At 73.4% G+C, this 19,916-nt stretch carries 13 protein-coding genes; 7 read left to right on the forward strand and 6 right to left on the reverse strand.

Going from position 1 to position 19,916, the window contains the following annotated elements; translation table 11 throughout:
• Nucleotides 1-359 precede the first annotated feature (359 nt).
• Nucleotides 360-713, forward strand: coding sequence for a hypothetical protein (locus ABT070_RS11310; protein WP_351757913.1), 354 nt, complete (start codon nt 360-362; stop codon nt 711-713).
• Here ABT070_RS11310 and ABT070_RS11315 read toward each other — a convergent pair.
• Nucleotides 691-1,698, reverse strand: coding sequence for a tellurite resistance/C4-dicarboxylate transporter family protein (locus ABT070_RS11315; protein WP_351757915.1), 1,008 nt, complete (start codon nt 1,696-1,698; stop codon nt 691-693). The two genes, ABT070_RS11310 and ABT070_RS11315, sit on opposite strands and share 23 nt — an antisense overlap.
• Nucleotides 1,699-1,942: 244 nt before the next feature.
• Complete coding sequence (locus ABT070_RS11320) at nt 1,943-3,157, reverse strand: C40 family peptidase (RefSeq protein ID WP_351757917.1); 1,215 nt, start codon at nt 3,155-3,157, stop codon at nt 1,943-1,945.
• 457 nt (nt 3,158-3,614) lie between these two features.
• Here ABT070_RS11320 and pcrA point away from each other — a divergent pair, with 457 nt between their 5' ends.
• The gene (gene pcrA, locus ABT070_RS11325) at nt 3,615-6,134 is read left to right on the forward strand and encodes a DNA helicase PcrA (protein ID WP_351757920.1); all 2,520 of its coding nucleotides are present in this window, start codon (nt 3,615-3,617) and stop codon (nt 6,132-6,134) included.
• Between the two features lie 78 nt (nt 6,135-6,212).
• Here the strand turns inward: pcrA and ABT070_RS11330 are convergent, their stop codons facing one another.
• Together ABT070_RS11330 and ABT070_RS11335 are read right to left on the reverse strand one after the other, a co-directional pair.
• A complete protein-coding gene (locus ABT070_RS11330; RefSeq protein ID WP_451101019.1) occupies nt 6,213-7,712 on the reverse strand; it encodes a M23 family metallopeptidase in 1,500 nt (499 codons plus the stop codon).
• A 271-nt stretch (nt 7,713-7,983) separates the two neighbouring features.
• Complete coding sequence (locus ABT070_RS11335) at nt 7,984-8,988, reverse strand: lipase family alpha/beta hydrolase (RefSeq protein ID WP_351757925.1); 1,005 nt, start codon at nt 8,986-8,988, stop codon at nt 7,984-7,986.
• A 500-nt stretch (nt 8,989-9,488) separates the two neighbouring features.
• On the opposite strand from ABT070_RS11335, the gene icmB reads away from it, so the two are divergent.
• Nucleotides 9,489-9,905: a coenzyme B12-dependent isobutyryl CoA mutase small subunit gene (gene icmB / locus ABT070_RS11340; RefSeq protein ID WP_020132112.1), complete on the forward strand. Its 417-nt coding sequence runs from the start codon at nt 9,489-9,491 to the stop codon at nt 9,903-9,905.
• Between the two features lie 162 nt (nt 9,906-10,067).
• On the opposite strand, the gene ABT070_RS11345 is transcribed toward icmB, so the two are convergent.
• Both ABT070_RS11345 and ABT070_RS11350 read right to left on the reverse strand, forming a co-directional pair.
• Nucleotides 10,068-11,687, reverse strand: coding sequence for a DUF5691 domain-containing protein (locus ABT070_RS11345; RefSeq protein ID WP_351757928.1), 1,620 nt, complete (start codon nt 11,685-11,687; stop codon nt 10,068-10,070).
• Between the two features lie 68 nt (nt 11,688-11,755).
• Nucleotides 11,756-13,108, reverse strand: coding sequence for an SWIM zinc finger family protein (locus tag ABT070_RS11350; protein ID WP_351757931.1), 1,353 nt, complete (start codon nt 13,106-13,108; stop codon nt 11,756-11,758).
• 189 nt (nt 13,109-13,297) lie between these two features.
• Here ABT070_RS11350 and ABT070_RS11355 point away from each other — a divergent pair, with 189 nt between their 5' ends.
• The 4 genes from ABT070_RS11355 to ABT070_RS11370 all read left to right on the forward strand — a co-directional run bounded on the left by ABT070_RS11355 (nt 13,298) and on the right by ABT070_RS11370 (nt 19,729).
• Nucleotides 13,298-14,440 carry an ATP-binding protein gene (locus ABT070_RS11355; RefSeq protein ID WP_351757933.1) on the forward strand — a complete coding sequence of 381 codons (1,143 nt, stop codon included), beginning with the start codon at nt 13,298-13,300 and terminating at the stop codon, nt 14,438-14,440.
• A 121-nt stretch (nt 14,441-14,561) separates the two neighbouring features.
• Nucleotides 14,562-17,303 (forward strand): DUF5682 family protein, encoded by a 2,742-nt coding sequence (locus ABT070_RS11360; RefSeq protein ID WP_351757936.1) that lies wholly within the window; start codon nt 14,562-14,564, stop codon nt 17,301-17,303.
• Nucleotides 17,300-18,487, forward strand: coding sequence for a VWA domain-containing protein (locus ABT070_RS11365; RefSeq protein WP_351757938.1), 1,188 nt, complete (start codon nt 17,300-17,302; stop codon nt 18,485-18,487). Before ABT070_RS11360 ends, ABT070_RS11365 begins: the two co-directional genes overlap by 4 nt.
• 783 nt (nt 18,488-19,270) lie before the next feature.
• Nucleotides 19,271-19,729, forward strand: a complete 459-nt coding sequence (locus tag ABT070_RS11370; protein WP_351757940.1) for a hypothetical protein — start codon at nt 19,271-19,273, stop codon at nt 19,727-19,729.
• Nucleotides 19,730-19,916: the final 187 nt, after the last annotated feature.

The raw sequence follows: 19,916 nt of genomic DNA on the forward strand, positions 1-19,916 counted from the left end.
CCGGCGACGGCCCGCACAGGGGGAGCGGGACGCCGCCGGACCTTCTCGGCGGTGGTGGCCGACTGCCGCCCCTGGCCCGGGCGGCGGTGGGGAGCCGGTCACCTGGGGGAGGACGCTAGGCCCGGCTGTGACGGTCCGGTAACGCGAAGTGCGGAAGTGACACGAGCGGACCGCGTGATGATCGCAAATGCCCGGAAACCCCGACCCGGGCCGTCGGGTTCACACGGCGCGCTGACCGAAACGGCGTTTTCGGGACACGTCGGAGCGGCAGGCTGCTATGGGACGCATATATGCAGATGTGGTCGGAGGGGAGGGCCGGTGACGGATGCCCCCTGCACGACTGGCTAGCATCCGGCTTCATGGACGTACTCATCCATCTCTTCGTCGGCCTGCACATCATCGGCATCGCCGCGCTCCTCGGCGGCTTCCTCACGCAGATGAAGGCCATGGGCCAAGGCACGGCCCGCTTCGTCCCCGCGATGCTCCACGGCGCGGCGACGATGCTGGTCACCGGCGTGATCCTGGTCGGCCTCAACCAGGCGGACGACCAGCACGTCAACAACATCAAGATCGGCGTGAAGCTGGCCCTGCTGATCGTGATCCTCGGCCTCGTCTATGTGAAGCGGGACGACGAGAGGGTGGAGAAGCCCCTGTTCGGCCTGGTCGGACTGCTCACCGTGGCGAACATCTTCATCGCGGTGCTCTGGACCTGACGGACGCCAGGGCCGAGACCAGGGCCGCCGCGGCGACGGCCAGCCACGCCGCCACCGCGACCCACAGCAGCACCTGCCCGGGCCCCTTCAGCGACGGCACGTCGACGGCGGCGGCGACGGACAGGGTCGCCGCCGCCGTCATCCCCATCGGGAACACCGTCGCCCAGCGGCACATGTCGTAGCGCGGCCGCGGCCACCGCGCCTCGGCCACGAGCAGGACGGCGTACCAGGCCAGGGCGAGCACCAGCAGCGCCACGGTAACCGTGCGCAGGACGCCGGTGTCGTCGTTGTTCCACAGGTACAGGCCCCCGTCGTCGGCCGCGAGGAGTCCCGCCCCCGCCAGCGCGGAGATGGCGAGCGCGCCGCCCGCCACCCACTGGTCCCCGGAGCCCTCGGCCACCTGCCGGAGGTCGAAGAGGGCCAGGGCGACGCCGTAGAGCACCAGTCCGAGCCAGAACAGCACGAGCGCCGTGTGCGCGAGCCAGGCCACCGCCTCCGCCTCGGCGAGGACCGCTCCCTGCACGGCCAGCCCCTGGGTGGCCACACAGCACAGGAACACCGACCCCGGCATGCCGCGCTTCCACCGCCGCACGACGGTCACGAGCAGCACGGGCCACAGCACCGCCGCCAGCGCCAGCAGCGCCTCCGCGAGGGTGTGCCGGCCGAGCGCGGCGACGCCCGTGCCGAGCACGGTCGTCGCCGCCACCGCGGTCAGCGCCCCGGGCGTGCCCGCCTCCGCCAGCCACCGCTCGCGCTTGCGCACCAGTCGTACGACGAAGTCCACCGCCAGTGCGACCCACGCGGCGCCCGCCATCGCCAGGGTGACGCGCGACAGGACGTCGTACCCCGTCAGACGCAGTCCGATCGACACGATGCCGGTCGCCATGACCGCGGCCCCCGCCGCCGGTGGCCGCTGGGCCCACCAGACGCGGAGCGGGGAACCGGGGGAGGGCGCCGGCGACGGGAGGGCGGGGGAGCCTGGCATGCGGCCGATGCTAAGGAGCACGACGCGCCGCGGAAGCGGGGCACGCGCGTGGGCGCGCGGAAATAGCGGAAATACGCGCGGGTGCAGGGCGCGGGCGCACGGGTGCGATGGGCGGCCACGTCGCTCGAGGACGTCGAGGACATCGAGGACGAGGCCCCACGCGCGTGTGCCCTGCGTCCCGCACGCGTGCACCGCGTGCCCCACGCGCGTGTGCCCTGCGGGTCGGGTGTGTCCTTCGTCGTCCTCAGGCCGGGCGTACCACGCTGTGGATGCCTGACTCGCCGTCGTAGAAGACGGACTCCTCGCGGACGTACGCGCCCGGCTTCGGGGCGTGGATCATCATGCCGTTGCCCGCGTAGACGCCGACGTGGCTGACGTCGTCGTAGAAGAAGACCAGGTCGCCGGGCCGGGCGTCGGCGAGGGAGACCGTGGTGCCCGCGTCGACCTGGTCGTAGGTGGTGCGCGGGAGGGTGACGCCGGCGGCCTTCCAGGCGGCCTGGGTGAGGCCGGAGCAGTCGTAGGAGCCGGGGCCCGCAGCCCCCCAGACGTACGGCTTGCCGATCTGCGCGCGGGCGAAGGCGAGCGCCTTCTCGGCCTTCGTCGCGTACGCGGAGTTTTCGGAGGCGGAGGCGGAGGCGGGGGCTGAGGGGGAGGGTGAGGTCGAGGTCGGCCCTGTTCCCGCGGAACTCGTGGCCGACGACGTGCCGTCGCTCTCCTGGCGGGCCGCCGCCTGCTCCGCCGCCTGTTCCGTCGCCTGCTGCCGGGCGAGCTCCGCCGCCTCGCGCGCGGCCTCCTCCTGCCGCTGCTTCTCGATCGCCGCGAGACGCGCCTTCTCCTGGGCCGTCAGCCGGGACAGCAGCTCGCGCGCGTCACCGAGCTTCTTCTGGACGGTGGCCTTGGCGGTCTTCAGGTCGTTCTGCGAGTCGGTGAGCGTCGCGAGGCTCTCGGCGGCCTCCTGGCGCTGCTTCGTCGTCGCGGACTGCTCGGTGACGTAGTCGTCGACCGCGCCCTTCTGGCGCTCGGTCAGCCGGCTCATCAGCTGGTTCTGGTCGAAGTAGCCCTGCGGGGTGTCCGCGAGCAGCAAGGCCGCCGCGTCGGGCGTGGAGGCGCCGCTGCGGTACTGGGCGGCGGCGTAGGAACCCAGCTTCTCCCGCGCCTGGTTGAGCTTCTGGGCGCCCTGGGCGACGTTGTCCAGGAGGCCGTCGACGCGCGTGCGCTGCTTGGCCGTCTTCTCCTTGGCGCCGTTGTACTTCTCGGTCGCCGACTCCGCCTGGCGGTAGAGGTCGTCGACCTTCTTCTCGACCTCCTCCAGACTCGGCTTCCCGTCGTCCGAAGGAGCGGCGTTCGCCGTCTGGGAGAGCAGGGCCACGGACGTGAGGGCGGCGGTGGCGAGGGCGGGGGTGCGTACCCCCGCCACACGCGTGCCCGCGGAGCGCGGCTTGCGGTGCTGCGACGCCAAGGGAGGCGACTCCTTCCAGTGCTCCGCCTACCGGGTCAGCGGTGGGGGTCCCTGCCAGGCTGGTCAGGCGCTGGGGGAGGGTGCGGGCAAGCGGTCCGGAAGGGTTGCCCTACGGCCCGCCCCCGCAGGAGCATTGGGCCGATTCACCCCGAGGTCTCGGTGGGTCCCCGGTTCCGTCGGCGTGAGCGGACGCGTCGGACTCGGCGGAGGCCGTGCGGTCCGGCGGGGTTCGCCGGTGGGGGTCGTACGGCCTGTTCGGCACGGTAGCCAACTCGTGTGGTCCGTGTGAAGGTTGATGGGCGATATGCCCGATACATTTTCGTGACCTTCGGTCGGAAGCCCAGGCCGAGGCCGTGCGGGTCGCGGATCGTGACAGCGGCGTCCCGGAGGGTGAGGGCGACGGATGTTCCCGGGACGGCGGCCGGTTGTCAGTGGCGCCCTCTAAACTCGGAGAGCGATGAGCAGCCTCTTTGACGACAGCTTCCTGGCGAACCTCCAGGGCCCCCGTGCCCACGAGGAGGAACCCCCGCCACCGCCCGAGGACGATCACGGACCGGAGTCGGTTCCGGACGATCTGTTCGGCGGGAAGTTCGACATGCCGCCGGACCGGGACACCCACTACCGCGACGGCGCCCCGCGTCCCGTCCTCGACGCGGCCGCGCTCCTGGAGGGGCTGAACGACAACCAGCGCGCGGCCGTCGCCCACGCGGGCACCCCGCTGCTCATCGTGGCCGGCGCCGGCTCCGGCAAGACGCGCGTGCTCACCCACCGCATCGCCCACCTCCTCGCCGAGCGGCATGTGCACCCGGGGCAGATCCTCGCGATCACCTTCACCAACAAGGCCGCGGGCGAGATGAAGGAGCGCGTCGAAGCGCTCGTCGGCCCGCGCGCGCACGCGATGTGGGTGATGACCTTCCACAGCTCGTGTGTGCGCATCCTGCGCCGCGAGAGCAAGAGGCTCGGCTTCACGTCGTCGTTCTCGATCTACGACGCGGCCGACTCCAAGCGCCTCATGGCCCTGGTCTGCCGCGATCTGGACCTCGACCCCAAGCGCTACCCGCCCAAGTCCTTCAGCGCCAAGATCAGCAACCTGAAGAACGAGCTGATCGACGAGGAGGACTTCGCCGCCCAGGCCGCCGACGGCTTCGAGAAGACCCTCGCCCAGGCCTACGCCATGTACCAGTCCCGGCTGCGCGAGGCGAACGCCCTCGACTTCGACGACCTGATCATGACGACGGTGAATCTGCTGCGCGCCTTCCCGGACGTCGCCGAGCACTACCGCCGCCGGTTCCGCCATGTCCTGGTCGACGAGTACCAGGACACCAACCACGCCCAGTACGCCCTCGTACGCGAGCTGGTCGGCACCTCCGAGCACCCCGTCGACGTCCCCCCGGGCGAGTACGACCTGCCGCCGGCCGAGCTCTGTGTCGTCGGTGACGCCGACCAGTCGATCTACGCCTTCCGTGGCGCGACGATCCGCAACATCCTCCAGTTCGAGGAGGACTACCCGGACGCGACGACGATCCTGCTGGAGCAGAACTACCGCTCCACGCAGACGATCCTGTCCGCCGCCAACGCCGTCATCGAGCGCAACGAGTCCCGCCGCCCCAAGAACCTGTGGACCAACGCGGGCGCGGGCGCGCGCATCACCGGCTACGTCGCCGACACCGAGCACGACGAGGCGCAGTTCGTCGCCGACGAGATAGACCGGCTGACGGACGCGGGCGACGCGAAGGCGGGCGACGTCGCCGTCTTCTACCGCACCAACGCCCAGTCCCGCGTCTTCGAAGAGATCTTCATCCGCGTCGGCCTGCCCTACAAGGTCGTCGGCGGGGTCCGCTTCTACGAGCGCAAGGAGGTCCGGGACGTCCTGGCCTACCTGCGCGTGCTGGCCAACCCGGAGGACTCGGTGCCGCTGCGCCGGATCCTCAACGTGCCCAAGCGGGGCATCGGCGACCGCGCCGAGGCGATGATCGACGCCCTCTCCCAGCGGGAGAAGATCAGCTTCCCGCAGGCCCTGAAGCGCGTCGACGAGGCGTACGGCATGGCCTCGCGGTCGACGAACGCCGTGAAGCGGTTCAACGCGCTGATGGAGGAGCTCCGCACGATCGTCGAGTCGGGCGCCGCGCCGGCGACGGTCCTGGAGGCGGTGCTCGAACGCACCGGCTACCTCGCCGAGTTGCAGGCCTCCACCGACCCGCAGGACGAGACCCGGATCGAGAACCTTCAGGAACTCGCGGCCGTGGCCCTGGAGTTCGAGCAGGAGGCCGGCGAGGTCCAGAGCGAGGCGGAGGGCGGGGCGGAGGGCGAGACCACGACGCCGGTCGGTCTCCCCGCGTTCCTGGAGCGGGTCGCCCTGGTCGCCGACTCCGACCAGATCCCCGACGAGGACGACGGCTCGGGCGTCATCACCCTGATGACCCTGCACACCGCCAAGGGCCTGGAGTTCCCGGTCGTGTTCCTCACCGGCATGGAGGACGGCGTCTTTCCGCACATGCGCGCCCTCGGCCAGACCAAGGAGCTCGAGGAGGAGCGCCGTCTGGCCTACGTCGGCATCACCCGCGCGCGGGAGCGGCTCTACCTGACGCGGTCCGCGCTGCGCAGCGCCTGGGGGCAGCCGTCGTACAACCCGCCCTCCCGGTTCCTGGAGGAGATCCCGCCGACGCATGTGGACTGGAAGCGGACGGGGGCGACCGCGCCCGTGTCCTCCGGTCCCGTCTCGGGCGTGGCGGCCTCGCTGTCCTCGTCCCGCTCGCGTTCCTCGGCCGCGGGCGCGTCCGGCTTCGCGACCCGCCGCTCCGCCGACAAGCCGGTGGTCGCGCTGGCCGTCGGCGACCGCGTCACCCACGACCAGTTCGGTCTCGGCACGGTCGTCGGCGTGAAGGGCACGGGCGCGAACGCGGAGGCGACGGTCGACTTCGGCGACGTCAAGCCGAAGCGTCTGCTGCTGCGGTACGCGCCGGTGGAGAAGCTGTAGCGCACGAGTGAGCCCCCGCTGCGACAGCGGGGGCCCGGAGCGGGGCGAGCGCGAAAGCGGGAAGAGCGCGAGGAGCGCTTACGTCGGGTTGATGTCGTGGCTGCGCAGCCACGGCAGCGGGTCGATCGCGGAGCCTCCCGCGGGCCGGACCTCGAAGTGCAGGTGCGGGCCGGTGGAGTTGCCGGAGTTGCCGGAGTACGCGATCGGGTCGCCGGCCTTGACCGTCGTACCGGAGGAGACGCGGTAGGTGGAGAGGTGGCAGTACCAGGTCTCCGTACCGTCCTTCGCCGTCACGATCATCATGTTGCCGTAGGCGCTGTTCCACTGCGTCCGTACGGTGCCGTCGGTCGCCGCCATCACGGTCGTGCCGTAGGAGACGGGGAAGTCGATGCCGGTGTGCTGGGACATCCAGTTGACGCCGGCCTGGCCGAAGTAGGCGCTGAGGCCGTGCTGCGCGACCGGGAGGGCGTACTTGGGGCGCAGCCGCTCCTTGCGGGCCGCCTCGGCCGCCGCCTTCTTCTTCTCGGCTTCCTGCTGCGTCTTGAGGTCGATACGTTCCTGCGTCCGGCTGGCCCGGTCGGCGAAGTCGTCGGCTTCGGCGCTGAGGGTCTCGAGCTGGGCGTCCAGCTTGTTGTTGGCGGCGGACGGTTTCACCGGCTGCGCGTCCGCGGCGGACGCCGTCGTGTTCGTCTCGTCGCCGCCGGTCAGCGTGCCGACCGAGGCCGCGGCGATCCCGGCGACCCCCATCACACAGGCCGAGGGCACGGCCACGGTCAGCAGCGCGGAGCGCTTCGCGGGCATCCGGCGCCGGGAACGGTTCGCGTTGCGGGCGGCCGCCCGTCCGCCGGGCGCGGGGACCGGAGTCGCCTCTTCCTGGTCGTCCAGGAGGGGCAGCGGGGCGTCGTCGGGCAACTCGCCCTCGGCCGGGGCGTGTTCGTCGAGCCCGACCTGTTCGAAGGTGGCGGTGGCCAACTGGTCGAACGGGACCTCGGCCGCCTGCTGCTCGTGCTCGTCGGAAGCCTGCTGGACGGCCTCGCCGCCGTCGGAGTTCCACTGCGTCGCGTCGTACGCGCCGGTGTCGAAGGCCTGCGTGCCCCATTCCCACTGCTGGGTCCGGTCGGCGGGGGCCACGGACTGGTCGGGCTGGAGCCAGGCGCTCGCGTCCCACTGCCCACTGACATCCGGTGCCGTGCCCTGCTGCGGGACGGCGTTCAGCTGCTGGTGGTCGGTGGACCAGGCGGTGGCGTCGTACGCGCCCGTGTCGTGGGCGGCGTGGTGCTGGGCCGCGTACCCGTCGTAGTTCAGGGTCTGGTGACTGCCCGTGTCCGGGACCTGGTGGCCGCCGGTGCCCCACTGGGTGTTGTCGTACGTGCCGGTGGTGGAGGCCGTGCCGCCGCCCGGAAACTCGCCGAAGAGCGGGTCGGCCGGCGTGAAGTGGCCGGTGGCGTGGGCTCCGGCGTCGTAGGCGCCGGTCTCGTAGCCGTGGTACGTGGTGAAGCCGTCGTACTGGGCTTCCTGGGTCTCGTACGACGCGTAGTGCGCTGTAACGGCGTCGGAAGCCGGGGTCGGGGTGGTCATGATCCCCGACGGGTGACGGTCGTTCACCAACTTCTCTTTCGCCGACAACAGGGGCTGCCAGAGCAGTGCGGCGACTGTACCCGGCAGTACGCGGGCACGACAATCTTCTGCAGGTTTCGTGCCTGCGGGAAAGGGGCATTCGGCCGTGTTTCGGGGGACGGCGGGCGCGGGTTTGGCCCTACGTTCGAATGGCGTTCGATAATGGTGACGGTCGGACGGCCCCGAGGGGCGTCGGCAGAGGCGTTGTCGGGTGTGGTCGGGGGTGTCGTCGTCAGGCCACGGTGAGGCCGTCGGTCTGCGTCCCGGTGCGGGTGCCGGTGCGGCTGCCGGTCCGAGCGCCGGCGGACGCCCCCGTACGCGCCGTGTCGAGGGCCTGCCGTATGCCGGTGGCGACGGCCGGGTGGACAGGCAGGGCGAGGTGGCCGATCCCGGTCACCCGGACGTTCTGCACCAACAGGTCGGGATGGTCGACACAGGCCGTCTCCAGCGGGTCCATGAGGTGGTCCAGGTCGCTCCAGAAGCTGACGAAGTGGGTACGACAGCCCGGCGCCGGCCGGGAGAGTTCCTCGATCAGCTCGGATCCGGGGCGCATCTGGCGCACGATCGGGTGCGCGTTCGCCAGCGGCGCCACCCGGGTGCCGGAGTGCGGGGTGCCCAGCGTGACCAGCGTCCTGACCCGGCCGTCGCCGCCCAGCCGCTGCACGTAGTAGCGGGCGATGAGGCCGCCCAGGCTGTGTCCGACCACGTCGACCTGCGAGCTGCCGGTGCGCTCGCAGATCTCCTCTATGTGCCGGCCGAGCAGCTCGGCGGTCGTCCGGATGTCGCAGGTCAGGGGGGAGTAGTTGAGCGACTCCACCCGATGCCTGCCGTGCTGGGCGAGGCTGCGGCGCAGCAGGACGAACACGGAACGGTTGTCGATGAACCCGTGCAGCAGGACGACCGGGAGCGGGCCCTTGGTCGGCAGCTGTGCCGGGCCGTCGGCGCCGCCCGCCCTGGGCAGCGCGGGGCGGGCCGTGGCGCGGCGCTCCTGCGCGATGCCGGAGGGGTAGAGGAGCAGGTGGCCCGCCAGGATCGCCAGATCAAGGGCGGTCGCCTTGAGGAGGGTCAGGGAGAGCCCGGCCAGTCGGCTCGGCAGGCCGGGAAGTCCGGGGAGTCCTGGGAGGTTCGGCAGGCTCGGGAGGCTGGAGAGGTTCAGGATGCCCGGCAGGGTCCGCATGTCCGGCAGCAGACGCTGGCACAGCGGAAGAAAGGGCTGAAGTGCCCGGGTGACCTTCATGGCCGACCTCCTGTCGGCACGCTGAGGACTTCTCTGTCCCCCGTGTGCCCTCGTGGAAGTCGCGTTGGAGGAGGTCGATCGGGCACGGCAGGGAGTGGGGCGGGTACGGCCTGGAGTGCGGGGCGTGTACGGCTTGTGTGACACCCGTTACACCGATGACGTGCAAGGAACCCGCCGGTCTGGCGACGAGGCTCCCCGCTGTCGTGCCTTACCTGTCCTACGTGCCCATCGTGCCTGCCGATGCGCCGTACCGCCACGCCAGCGGCCTGTGGCGTGACGGTACGGCGACCTCTTCGCGGCTCCCGGTGCGACCGATCCCCCGTGGCGCGGGGGATCGGTGCGCGGTGAAAATGTCCCTTCGTGTGATTTCCCCCTCGGTCCACACCGCGAAACTGCCGGTTGCGGGATGCTGGCGATAACGTTCGTTCACTTCCTCGGGCGGTCTGGCACGGGGTGTCCGTGCCGTTGAGGATGGACGTAGTCGCTTCATGGAGGCAGTGATGGGTGTGGCAGCCGGTCCGATCCGCGTGGTGGTGGCCAAGCCGGGGCTCGACGGCCACGATCGCGGGGCCAAGGTGATCGCGCGGGCGCTGCGCGACGCCGGTATGGAGGTCATCTACACCGGGCTCCACCAGACGCCCGAGCAGATCGTGGGCACGGCGATCCAGGAGGACGCCGACGCGATCGGTCTGTCCATCCTGTCCGGGGCCCACAACACGCTCTTCGCCGCGGTGATCGAGCTGCTGAAGGAACGGGACGCGGCGGACATCCTGGTGTTCGGCGGGGGCATCATTCCGGAGGCGGACATCGCGCCGTTGAAGGAGAAGGGCGTCGCGGAGATCTTCACGCCGGGGGCGACCACCGCGTCGATCGTCGACTGGGTTCGGGCGAACGTGCGGCAGCCTGCCGGCGCCTGAGCGGTTGTTGTGACGGGTGGCTCTGGGCGGGCCCTCCCTGGGGGCGCTGCCCCCCGCCCCGGCCCCCCGGCCCCCGGCCCCCGGCCCCCGGGTCGGCCCTGACGGGGCCTCGTCCTCGATCGCCGGACGGGTCGGACATGCGGGCCGGTCGAGGGCCGGGGTTCAGCTGCCCGGTGTTTCCAGTTCCTGTGTCATCACGGCGCGCAGGCGCAGTGTCCTGCCCAGTCGTTGGAATGCCTCCGCCCAGTAGCCGCCGGCGCCCGGGGAGGCGTCCTCCGGTTCGTCCGGTACGGCCAGCAGGGCGTCGAGACGGGTTGCCTCCCCGGGGTCGAGGCAGCGTTCGGCCAGGCCCATGACGCCGCTGAAGCTCCAGGGGTAACTGCCCGCGTCCCGTGCGATGTTGAGGGCGTCGACGACGGCACGGCCGAGCGGTGTGGCCCACGGCACGGGGCATACGCCGAGCAGCTGGAAGGCCTCCGAGAGGCCGTGGGCCGCGATGAAACCGGCGACCCACTCGGCCCGTTCGGCGACCGGAAGCGTGCCCAGCAGCTTGGCCCGCTCGGCGAGGGAGACCGCGCCCGGCCCGCCCGCGCCGGGCGCCGACGGCACCCCGAGCAGCGCCCGCGACCAGTCGGCGTCTCGCTGCCGTACGGCGGCCCGGCACCACGCCGCGTGCAGTTCGCCCAGCCAGTCGTCGGCCACCGGCAACGCCACGATCCGCTCCGGCGTACGGCCGCCCAGCCGCGCCCGCCAGGTGGTGAGCGGGGCCGCCTCCACCAGTTGGCCGAACCACCAGGACCGCTCGCCCCGGCCGGGCGGCGCCTTGGCCGACACACCGTCGCGTTCCATGCCCGCGTCGCATTCGTGCGGGGCCTCCACGAGGAGCGTCGGCGTGTCGAGGGTGTGGTCGACGGCCACGCACGCGCCGGCCCGGACCGCCATCCGTGCGGCGAGAGCCGAACCCGGCAGCGCCGAGAGCAGCTCCGCGGCGGTGGCCCGTACGTTGCGGCTCCGGTCCGTGAGCGCCTGTTCCAGGAAGGGCTCGTCCCGTGGGCCGAGGCCGGTGCGCAGCGAGTCGAGGAACATCAGCCGGTCCTCGGCCCGTTCCGTCGACCAGCTCGCGGCCAGCAGTTCGCGGGCCGCGTCGGGGTCGCGGAACCGGATCGAGGCCAGCAGGGCGACCCGCTCGGCGAACAGGCCCTCCTGCCAGAGTGCCTCGGTGCGTCCGGTCTCGGCCGGGCCCGGCAGCGCGGTGCCGCCGCCCGGGGTCGCGCGCAGGGCGAACCGCCAGTCGGGGTTGAGCCGGGCCAGCCACAGGGCGCGCGGTCCGGCGAACTCCAGCGCCGCCGGGCGCAGGTCCGTACGCCCGCGTGCCGCGTCGAGCAGCGCGGGAAGGGACTCGGCGGGTGCGGCGAATCCTCGGGCGTTCACCGCCGTCAGCCACTGGGGCAGCAGCTCCATGAGATCCGGTGCGGTGCCTCTGCGGCCGCCCGCGCCGGTGCCGGGGCGGTCGGCCAGCAGGAAGGCGAGCCGGCGGGCCGCCGCGACGGGCAGTGCCGGACGGGGATCCTCGGCGGCCGGCGCCGGCCGGGGGGCCGCCCGGCCCGGGCGCAGACCGGCCCGTCGGCGTACGGTCTCCGCGGCCGCCGCGTCCAGCAGGGCGGCCGGCGCGGCCCGGCCGGGGGCCGTGCCCGGGGGCGTACGGCGATCCGTGCCGAGGAGGGCGGCGGTGACCAGCTCCTCCCGGGCGGGCGGCGGTGAGTGGGGCGGGCCGGCGTTCATGGGACTCCCTTCTGTTGCCGTCGTGGTGGTGGCCGTCGGGGGCGTCGTCGCTGTCCCGGGGGGCGTGTTCAGCACAGGCGCACCGCCTCTCCCGCGCCCGTCGGCCAGGCCGTCAGCGGGGTGAAGCCGCGGTGGCCGCACTCCCCGAAGACGCTGACGGGGGCGCCGCCCGAGAGGGCGACCAGGCGCCACAGGCCGGGGCGGGAGATCGCCGCGGGGGTGAGCGGGAGCGCCGTGTCGCCGGTGGCGTCCGCCAGTTGCCAGGAGTCGCCGTCCGGGGTCGGTACGACGTCGTCCAGTGTCACCGGGACGGCGTCCTGCCAGGGGTCGTGGCGCAGGGTGTCGCCGTAGCGGGCGGTCGCCTCGGTCGTCGTCATGCCCGGGGGACGGGCCCCGGTGAGGACGGGCGGGGCGAACTGCTCGCCGAGAGCGGCCCGTTGTCGTCCCGAGCCCGGGTGTGCGGACAGTTCGGCGTCCAGGGCGAGGCCGACGGGCAGGGTGAGCTCCGGTGCGCGGCCCGCGGCGCCGTAGGAGAGGAGGAGCGCCGTGCGGCCCGAGACGGTGCCGTACAGCCAGATACGGCGGGTCGTCAGTTTCGGGTCGGGCGTGTCGTACTGGGCGAGCACCAGCCAGTGGTCGCGGACCGGCGGACCCGTCGGCGAGGACGGCAGGCCGACGCGGGCGTGGACCGTCGCCGCGAGGGCGTCCGGCAGCCGCTCACGGTGCAGCCAGCCCTGGTCGAGGAGATGGAGCAGCGCGCACTCCTCCAGCAACCGGGCCGGCCAGTCCGGCCCGGACCCGGGAACCGCCCCCAACTCCCGTACTCGTGACGCGAGTCCGGGTGCCTGCGCGTCGACCATGCGGGCCGCCGTCTCCTCCCACAGCGCGTACCCCGACTGCTCGGCCGTGGCCAGCCCCGAGCGCAGAAGATCGGCGAGCCGCTCCTCCAACTCCGTCGCGCCCGCGGTGATCCGCTCGGCGCGCCGCTCCGCCCGGCGGCGCGCCCCCTCCGGATCGGCGGGGCCGGACCCGGAACCCGCCGGCCCCGCCACCCCTTCCTCCCGGGTGCGCCTGCGTCCCGCGATCCACTGCTCGGCCCAGTCCGGCGCCCGCCCCGCCGGCATCTCCCCCTCGCCGCCCGACCAGAGCAGCAGCAGCCCGAGCGCGTGCTTGCACGGGAACTTGCGGCTCGGGCAGCTGCATTTGTACGCCGGACCGGTCCCGTCCGCCGTGTCGACGACCGTCCGGTACGGCGTGCCGCCGCTGCCCGCGCACAGCCCCCATACCGCCCCCTCCCGCGACCTGCCCGTGCCCGACCACGGAGCGGCCGTGCCGAGTTTGCTTCCCGCTTTGCGTGACGTGGAGTCAGGCGCCAGTGCCAGCACCTGGTCCGCCGTCCAGCGCACCCCCTGCTGAGTCATGTCTCGAAGGTAGATCCCCCCACTGACAATCGGTCCGGCGAGCGCCTGCCGACCGTCCGACGGCCGTCCGCGAGGCGCCCGCCGCAGGTGGCCCGAGGGGCGTTTCCGCAGGTCGGATCGCATTGTCAGTGGCGTGGTGCACGGTGGACACCAGATGCCGAACCGGCCGAGCTGGAGGGGGCCTCAGCCATGTCCGTGTCCGTAGATCCCACGGCAGATCCAACGCCCGTGGACCCGAGTGGGAACAAGCCGGCGGAAGCATTGCGTCCGCACGCCGAGGACGCCTTCGCCGACGAACTCGCCGCGCTGGCCGCGCAGGACGACCGCCCGCGCCCGGCCCGTTGGAAGCTGTCGCCGTGGGCCGTCGCCACCTATCTTCTCGGCGGTGTCCTCCCGGACGGCACGGCGATCTCGCCGAAGTACGTGGGCCCGCGCCGCATCGTCGAGGTCGCCGTGTCCACCCTCGCCACCGACCGCGCCCTGCTGCTGCTCGGCGTCCCGGGCACGGCCAAGACCTGGGTCTCCGAGCACCTGGCGGCGGCGGTCAGCGGTGACTCGACGCTGCTGGTGCAGGGCACCGCGGGCACACCGGAGGAGGCGATCCGCTACGGCTGGAACTACGCGCAGCTGCTCGCGCACGGGCCGAGCCGGGACGCGCTGGTACCCAGCCCCGTCATGCGGGCCATGGCGGAGGGGGCGACGGTGCGGGTGGAGGAGCTGACCCGGATCCCGGCCGACGTGCAGGACGGCCTCATCACCATCCTGTCGGAGAAGACCCTGCCGATACCGGAGTTGGGGCAGGAGGTGCAGGCGGTCCGCGGGTTCAGTCTCATCGCCACGGCCAACGACCGCGACCGCGGGGTCAACGAGCTGTCGAGCGCCCTGCGCCGCCGCTTCAACACGGTGGTGCTGCCGCTGCCCGAGAGCGTCGAGGCCGAGGTGGACATCGTCGCCCGGCGAGTGGACCAGATCGGCCGCTCCCTCGACCTGCCGGCCGCTCCCGACGGCATCGACGAGATCCGCCGGGTGGTGACGGTCTTCCGTGAACTGCGCGCGGGCGTCACCTCCGACGGCCGTACGAAGGTGAAGTCGCCGAGCGGCACGCTGTCCACCGCCGAGGCCATCTCCGTCGTCACCGGCGGTCTCGCACTGGCCGCGCACTTCGGCGACGGCGTACTGCGGGCGGGGGACGTGGCCGCGGGCATCCTCGGCGCCGTCGTCCGCGATCCGGCGGCCGACCGGGTCGTCTGGCAGGAGTACCTGGAGGCCGTCGTCCGTGAACGGGCCGGCTGGACGGACTTCTACCGGGCCTGCCGGGAGGTGACCGCGTGACCGGGAGAGACGGGAGCGACGCGAGCAACGGGAACGAGGAGATCCGGGCGTGGGCCCGCGAAGCGTGGAGGGTGGCCGTGGACGACGACACGAGGTGGCCCCGCAGGGGTGAGGGCAGGGGATGACGAGCCTCGCGGAGGGCGGCGGCCAGGACTCGGCGGCGGGGCGGCCGTTGCTGCTCGGGGTGCGTCACCACGGGCCGGGGTCGGCGCGGGCGGTACGGGCGGCGCTGGACGCCGCCCGGCCCCGGACCGTACTGGTCGAGGGGCCGCCCGAGGCCGACGCGCTGATCCCGCTCGCCGCCGACGAGGACATGCGGCCGCCGGTCGCGCTGCTCGCCCACGCCGTCGACGAACCCGGCCGGTCGGTCTTCTGGCCGCTGGCCGAGTTCTCCCCGGAGTGGGTCGCCCTCCGCTGGGCCCTGGAGCACGACGTCCCCGCCCGCTTCATCGACCTCCCGGCCACGCACACCCTGGCCCGGGAGAAGGAGGGTCCGGGCCCCGAAGGACAGAACGAGAGCGGGGGTGAGAGCGGGGACGGGAACGAGGGCGAGAGCGGGGGCACGCGCGGGGAGGACGCGCCCGGCGCCCTGAAGGGGGTGCGGGGGGACCCTCTCGGGCGGCTCGCCGCGGTCGCCGGGTACGACGACCCCGAGCGGTGGTGGGAGGACGTCGTCGAGCACCGGTCGACGGGAGCGAAGGATCCGTTCGCGCCGTTCGCCGCGATCGAGGAGGCCATGGGGGCGCTGAGGGAGGCGTGCGCGACCGACGCGGGAGAGGACGGCGACCACCGGGACCTCGTGCGGGAGGCGTACATGCGCATCCAGGTACGGGCCGCGCAGAAAGAGTTCGGGGCGGACGGGGTGGCCGTCGTGTGCGGGGCGTGGCATGTGCCCGCGCTGCGCCGGAAGGTCGCCGTCGCCGCCGACCGTGCGCTGCTCAAGGGGCTGCCCAAGGTCAGGGCCGACCTGACCTGGGTGCCGTGGACGCACCGCAGGCTGGCCCGGGCCGGGGGGTACGGGGCGGGTATCGACTCGCCGGGCTGGTACGCCCACCTGTTCGGCGCGCCGGACCGGCCGATCGAGCGCTGGCTGACGAAGGTGGCGGTGCTGCTGCGCGCGGAGGACCGGATCGTGTCCTCTGCGCATGTCATCGAGGCGGTCCGGCTGGCCGAGACGCTCGCCGCGCTGCGCGGCCGGCCGCTGCCCGGTCTGAGCGAGACGACCGACGCCGTGCGCGCGGTGCTGTGCGAGGGCTCGGACGTTCCGTCGGCACTGGTGCGCGACCGGCTGGTGGTCGGGGACGTCCTGGGCGAGGTGCCGCCCGGTGCGCCGGCGGTGCCGTTGCAGCGCGACCTCGACCGGCATCAGCGCCGGTTGCGGCTCAAACCCGAGGCGGACGAACGCGAGTTGGCGCTCGACCTGCGCAAGGAGAACGACGCCGGGCGCAGCAGGCTCCTGCACCGGCTGCGGCTGCTGCGCATCGAGTGGGGCGAGCCGGCCGCCTCGCCCGGCAGCACGGGGACGTTCCGGGAGACGTGGCGGCTGCGCTGGGAGCCGGAGCTGTCGGTGCGGACCGCCGAGGCCGGGGTGTGGGGGACGACCGTGCTCGCCGCGGCGACCGCCAAGGCGGAGGCGGACGCCGTCGCCGCGCGGGACCTCGCCGAGGTGACCGGGCTCGCCGAGCACTGCCTCCTGGCCGGGTTGCCGGACGCGCTTCCGACGGTGATGCGGGTCCTCGCCGACCGGGCGGCCCTCGACACCGACGTCGGTCATCTCGCCCAGGCCCTCCCCGCGCTGGTCCGTTCGCTCCGCTACGGCGACGTACGCGGCACCGACACCGGCGCGCTGGCGGAGGTGGCCGCGGGCCTGGCCGAACGGGTCTTCGTCGGCCTCCCCCCGGCCTGCGCCTCGCTGAACGCGGAGGCGGCGGACGAGATGCGGCGCCACGTGGACGCGGTGCACGCGGCGGTGGGAATGCTGGAGGAGACGGAGACGGAGACGACGAGGGCCCCGGGCCGGACCTCGACAGTGGCCGGGACGGCGGCGGGGACGGCGGCCGGGACAGCGGTCGGCACACCGGCGGGGGCGGCGGCCGAGAAGGCCGCGGAGAGAGCGGCCGGGGTGGAGGGGGTACGCGTCGGGTCCGTGGAAGCGGACGGGGGCGAGGGCCTGCCGGGTGCCTCCCCGGTGGGCGGCGACCGGGATCTCGCCGGTGAGTCCGGCCCGGATCACGGTGGTGAGCCCGGTCCGGGGCATGGTGGTGGACTCGGCCCGGGGCGTGGTGGTCTGCGGGAGCGCTGGCGGAGCGTGCTGCGGGTGCTGTCCGGGCGGGACAGCGTGCCGGGGGTGATCCGGGGGCGGGCCGTGCGGCTGCTCCTGGACGAGGGGGAGCTTGGCCAGGACGAGGCGGCGCGGCTCATGGGGCTCGCTCTGTCACCGGGGACACCGCCGCCGGACGCGGCCGCCTGGATCGAGGGCTTCGTCGGAGGCGGCTCCGGGGGAGGGCTGCTCCTCGTGCACGACGAACGGCTGCTGGGTCTGGTCGACGGATGGCTCACGACGGTGCCGGCGGACGCGTTCACGGACGTACTGCCGTTGCTGCGGCGGACGTTCTCGGCGTACGAGCCGGGGGTGCGCAGAACGCTCGGCGAGCTGGTCCGGCGCGGCCCGGGGGAACGGGCCGGCGGGCCGGGCGTGGGCTCCGGGGCCCCAGGGTTCGCGGCCGTGCTCGACGAGGGACGCGCGGACGCCGTCCTGCCGGTGGTGCGGCTGCTGCTGGGGCTGGGACCGGGGCCGGGATCGGGATCGGGACCGGATCCCGACACGGCCGACGACAACGAGCATGCGGGGGTGGGGACATGACGACGTCCGAGGCGGCGACGTCCGACACAACAGCGTCCGAGGCCGGACAGGAGCGGCTGCGGCGCTGGCGGCTGGTGCTCGGGGGCGACGCGGCGGACGGCACCGGCCACGGGCTCTCCGGCCGGGACGCCGAGATGGACGGGGCGCTCACCGCGCTCTACGGGAAGGAGAGCGGGGCCCGGACGGGGCGGGACCGCTCGGCGGGGCTCGGGGCTTCGGCGCCGTCGGTGGCCCGCTGGCTCGGGGACATCCGCACGTACTTCCCCTCCTCCGTCGTACAGGTCATGCAGCGTGACGCCATCGACCGGCTCGGGCTGTCCGCGCTGCTGCTGGAACCGGAGATGCTGGAGGCGGTGGAGGCCGACGTGCATCTCGTCGGCACGCTGCTCTCGCTGAACAAGGCGATGCCGGAGACGACGAAGGAGACGGCTCGGGCCGTGGTCCGCAAGGTCGTCGAGGACCTGGAGAAGCGGCTGGCCACCCGCACCCGGGCCGCGCTCACCGGCGCCCTCGACCGCGGCACGCGCGTCCACCGCCCGCGCCATCACGACATCGACTGGAACCGCACGATCGCGGTCAACCTGAAGCACTACCTGCCCGATTACGGGACGGTCGTGCCGGAGCGGCTCGTCGGGTACGGGCGGGCGTCGCGGTCCGTGAAGAAGAAGGTGATCCTCTGCATCGACCAGTCGGGATCGATGGCGTCGTCGGTGGTGTACGCGTCGGTCTTCGGGGCGGTGCTGGCGTCGATGCGGTCGATCAGCACCCGGCTCGTCGTCTTCGACACGGCGGTCGCCGATCTCACCGACCTGCTCGACGACCCGGTGGACGTCCTGTTCGGCACCCGGCTCGGCGGCGGCACGGACATCAACCGGGCGCTCGCGTACTGCCAGGCGCAGATCACCCGGCCCGCCGAGACGGTGGTGGTGCTCATCAGCGACCTGTACGAGGGAGGCATACGGGACGAGATGCTCCGACGCGTCGCGGCGATGAAGGCGTCCGGCGTGCAGTTCGTCGCGCTGCTCGCGCTGTCGGACGAGGGGGCGCCCGCCTACGACCGGGAGCACGCGGCGGGGCTCGCGGCGCTGGGCGCACCGGCGTTCGCCTGCACGCCGGATCTCTTCCCGGAGGTGATGGCGGCGGCGATCGAGAGGCGTCCGCTGCCCGTGCCGGACACCGCCTGACGCGGCGCGGGGCGCACATGCAAGGATCTGGGGCACGTCGTCGCCGCACGGGAGGAACCTCCCCCCTTGACCTGGCCCACCGCCCTGCCCGGTGCCGCTCTGCGGTCCCTGCGCGTCCTGCGCGGCGCGGCCGGCCGGCGTGTGGTGCAACTGGCTTTCCTGGTGGGCGGGTTGTTCGCGCTCGGGTTCCTCTGCGGGGAACAGGCACACGCGGCGGAGGGCCTGTCCGCACCGGCCCTGTCCGCACCGGCTCTGTCTGCACCGGCTCTGTCTGCACCGGCCTTGCCCGTGCCGGCCTTGCCCGTGCCGGCCTTGCCCGTGCCGGCTCTCTCCGCTCCGGCTCTGTCCGTACCGGCCGGGGTGACTGATCAGGGCGAAGGCCTGACGTCGGTTCCGGCGGTCGGTGACGAATCGGCCGGCCGCCTTCCCAGGCTCCCGGCCCCTGCCGACCTTCCCTCCCTCGCCGACCTCCCGGCCTCTGCCGACCTCCCCGCCCCTGCCAACTCTTCCGCCCCTGCCGACCTCCCGGCCTCTGCCGACCTTCCCGGGCTCGCGGATCTTGCAGACCTGGCCAAGCTCCCCGTCGTCTCCGACCTCCCCGCACTGCCGGACCTCCCCCTGATCCCCGACCTCCCGAGGCTTCCCGCCCTTCCCGCCCTTCCCGACCTCCCGAGGCTTCCCGCCCTTCCCGCCCTTCCCGCCCTCCCTGCCCTTCCCGCCCTTCCTGTCCTTCCCGCGCTCCCCGGCCTTCCGGCGGTTTCGGTGCCGGTCGTGGAGGTGCCGGTGGCGGTCCCGCCGTCGCCGGTGGACGGGCAGGGGGAGGAGCACGGGCTCGGTGAGCTGAAGAAGACCGCCGACGCGGCGACGGCGACCGTGGCGGCGACGGCGGCGGTGGTGGACACGGGCGTGGGTGCGAACAGGGCGTCGTACGGTCCGGTGAGGACCGGCGGCCTCGGCCGTTCGGCCGATGTCGGTCACCGCGTCGCGTCCGCCCGGACCGGTCACGCCCCCGTGCGGGCCCCCGCTCCCGGGCCCGTGCGCCGCGGGCCCGGCGGCGCCGGTGACGGTGTGCTGGGCGGTGGTGCATCGGTGCTCGACGGCGGCGCGTCCCGGCACGGCGACACGCATGCCGTCACACCGTGTCACAGGGTGCCGCTGCGGCTGGTACCCGGCGGCGCCGTGCGCTCCGACAGGGCCGGTGCACGGGACGGTCACCGGGACGTCCCGGTCTTCCCCGGCTAGGGGCAGCCGCCCGACGAACACCCCTCACGCCCCTCTCCCGGCCGCCGACCCTTCCGGTATTGAGGGCTGTGCGCGGATCGCGCGGGAAAACCACGTACTACGGCAGCGCGTCATGCGTCTGACCGGTTGACTCCGTGAGGCGGCAGGCCCCCGGACGGCCGAAAGCCTTCGGTTTGTCCGACCGAAC

It is taken from the genome of Streptomyces sp. NPDC002884 (assembly GCF_040295245.1).
GTDB lineage: Bacteria > Actinomycetota > Actinomycetes > Streptomycetales > Streptomycetaceae > Streptomyces.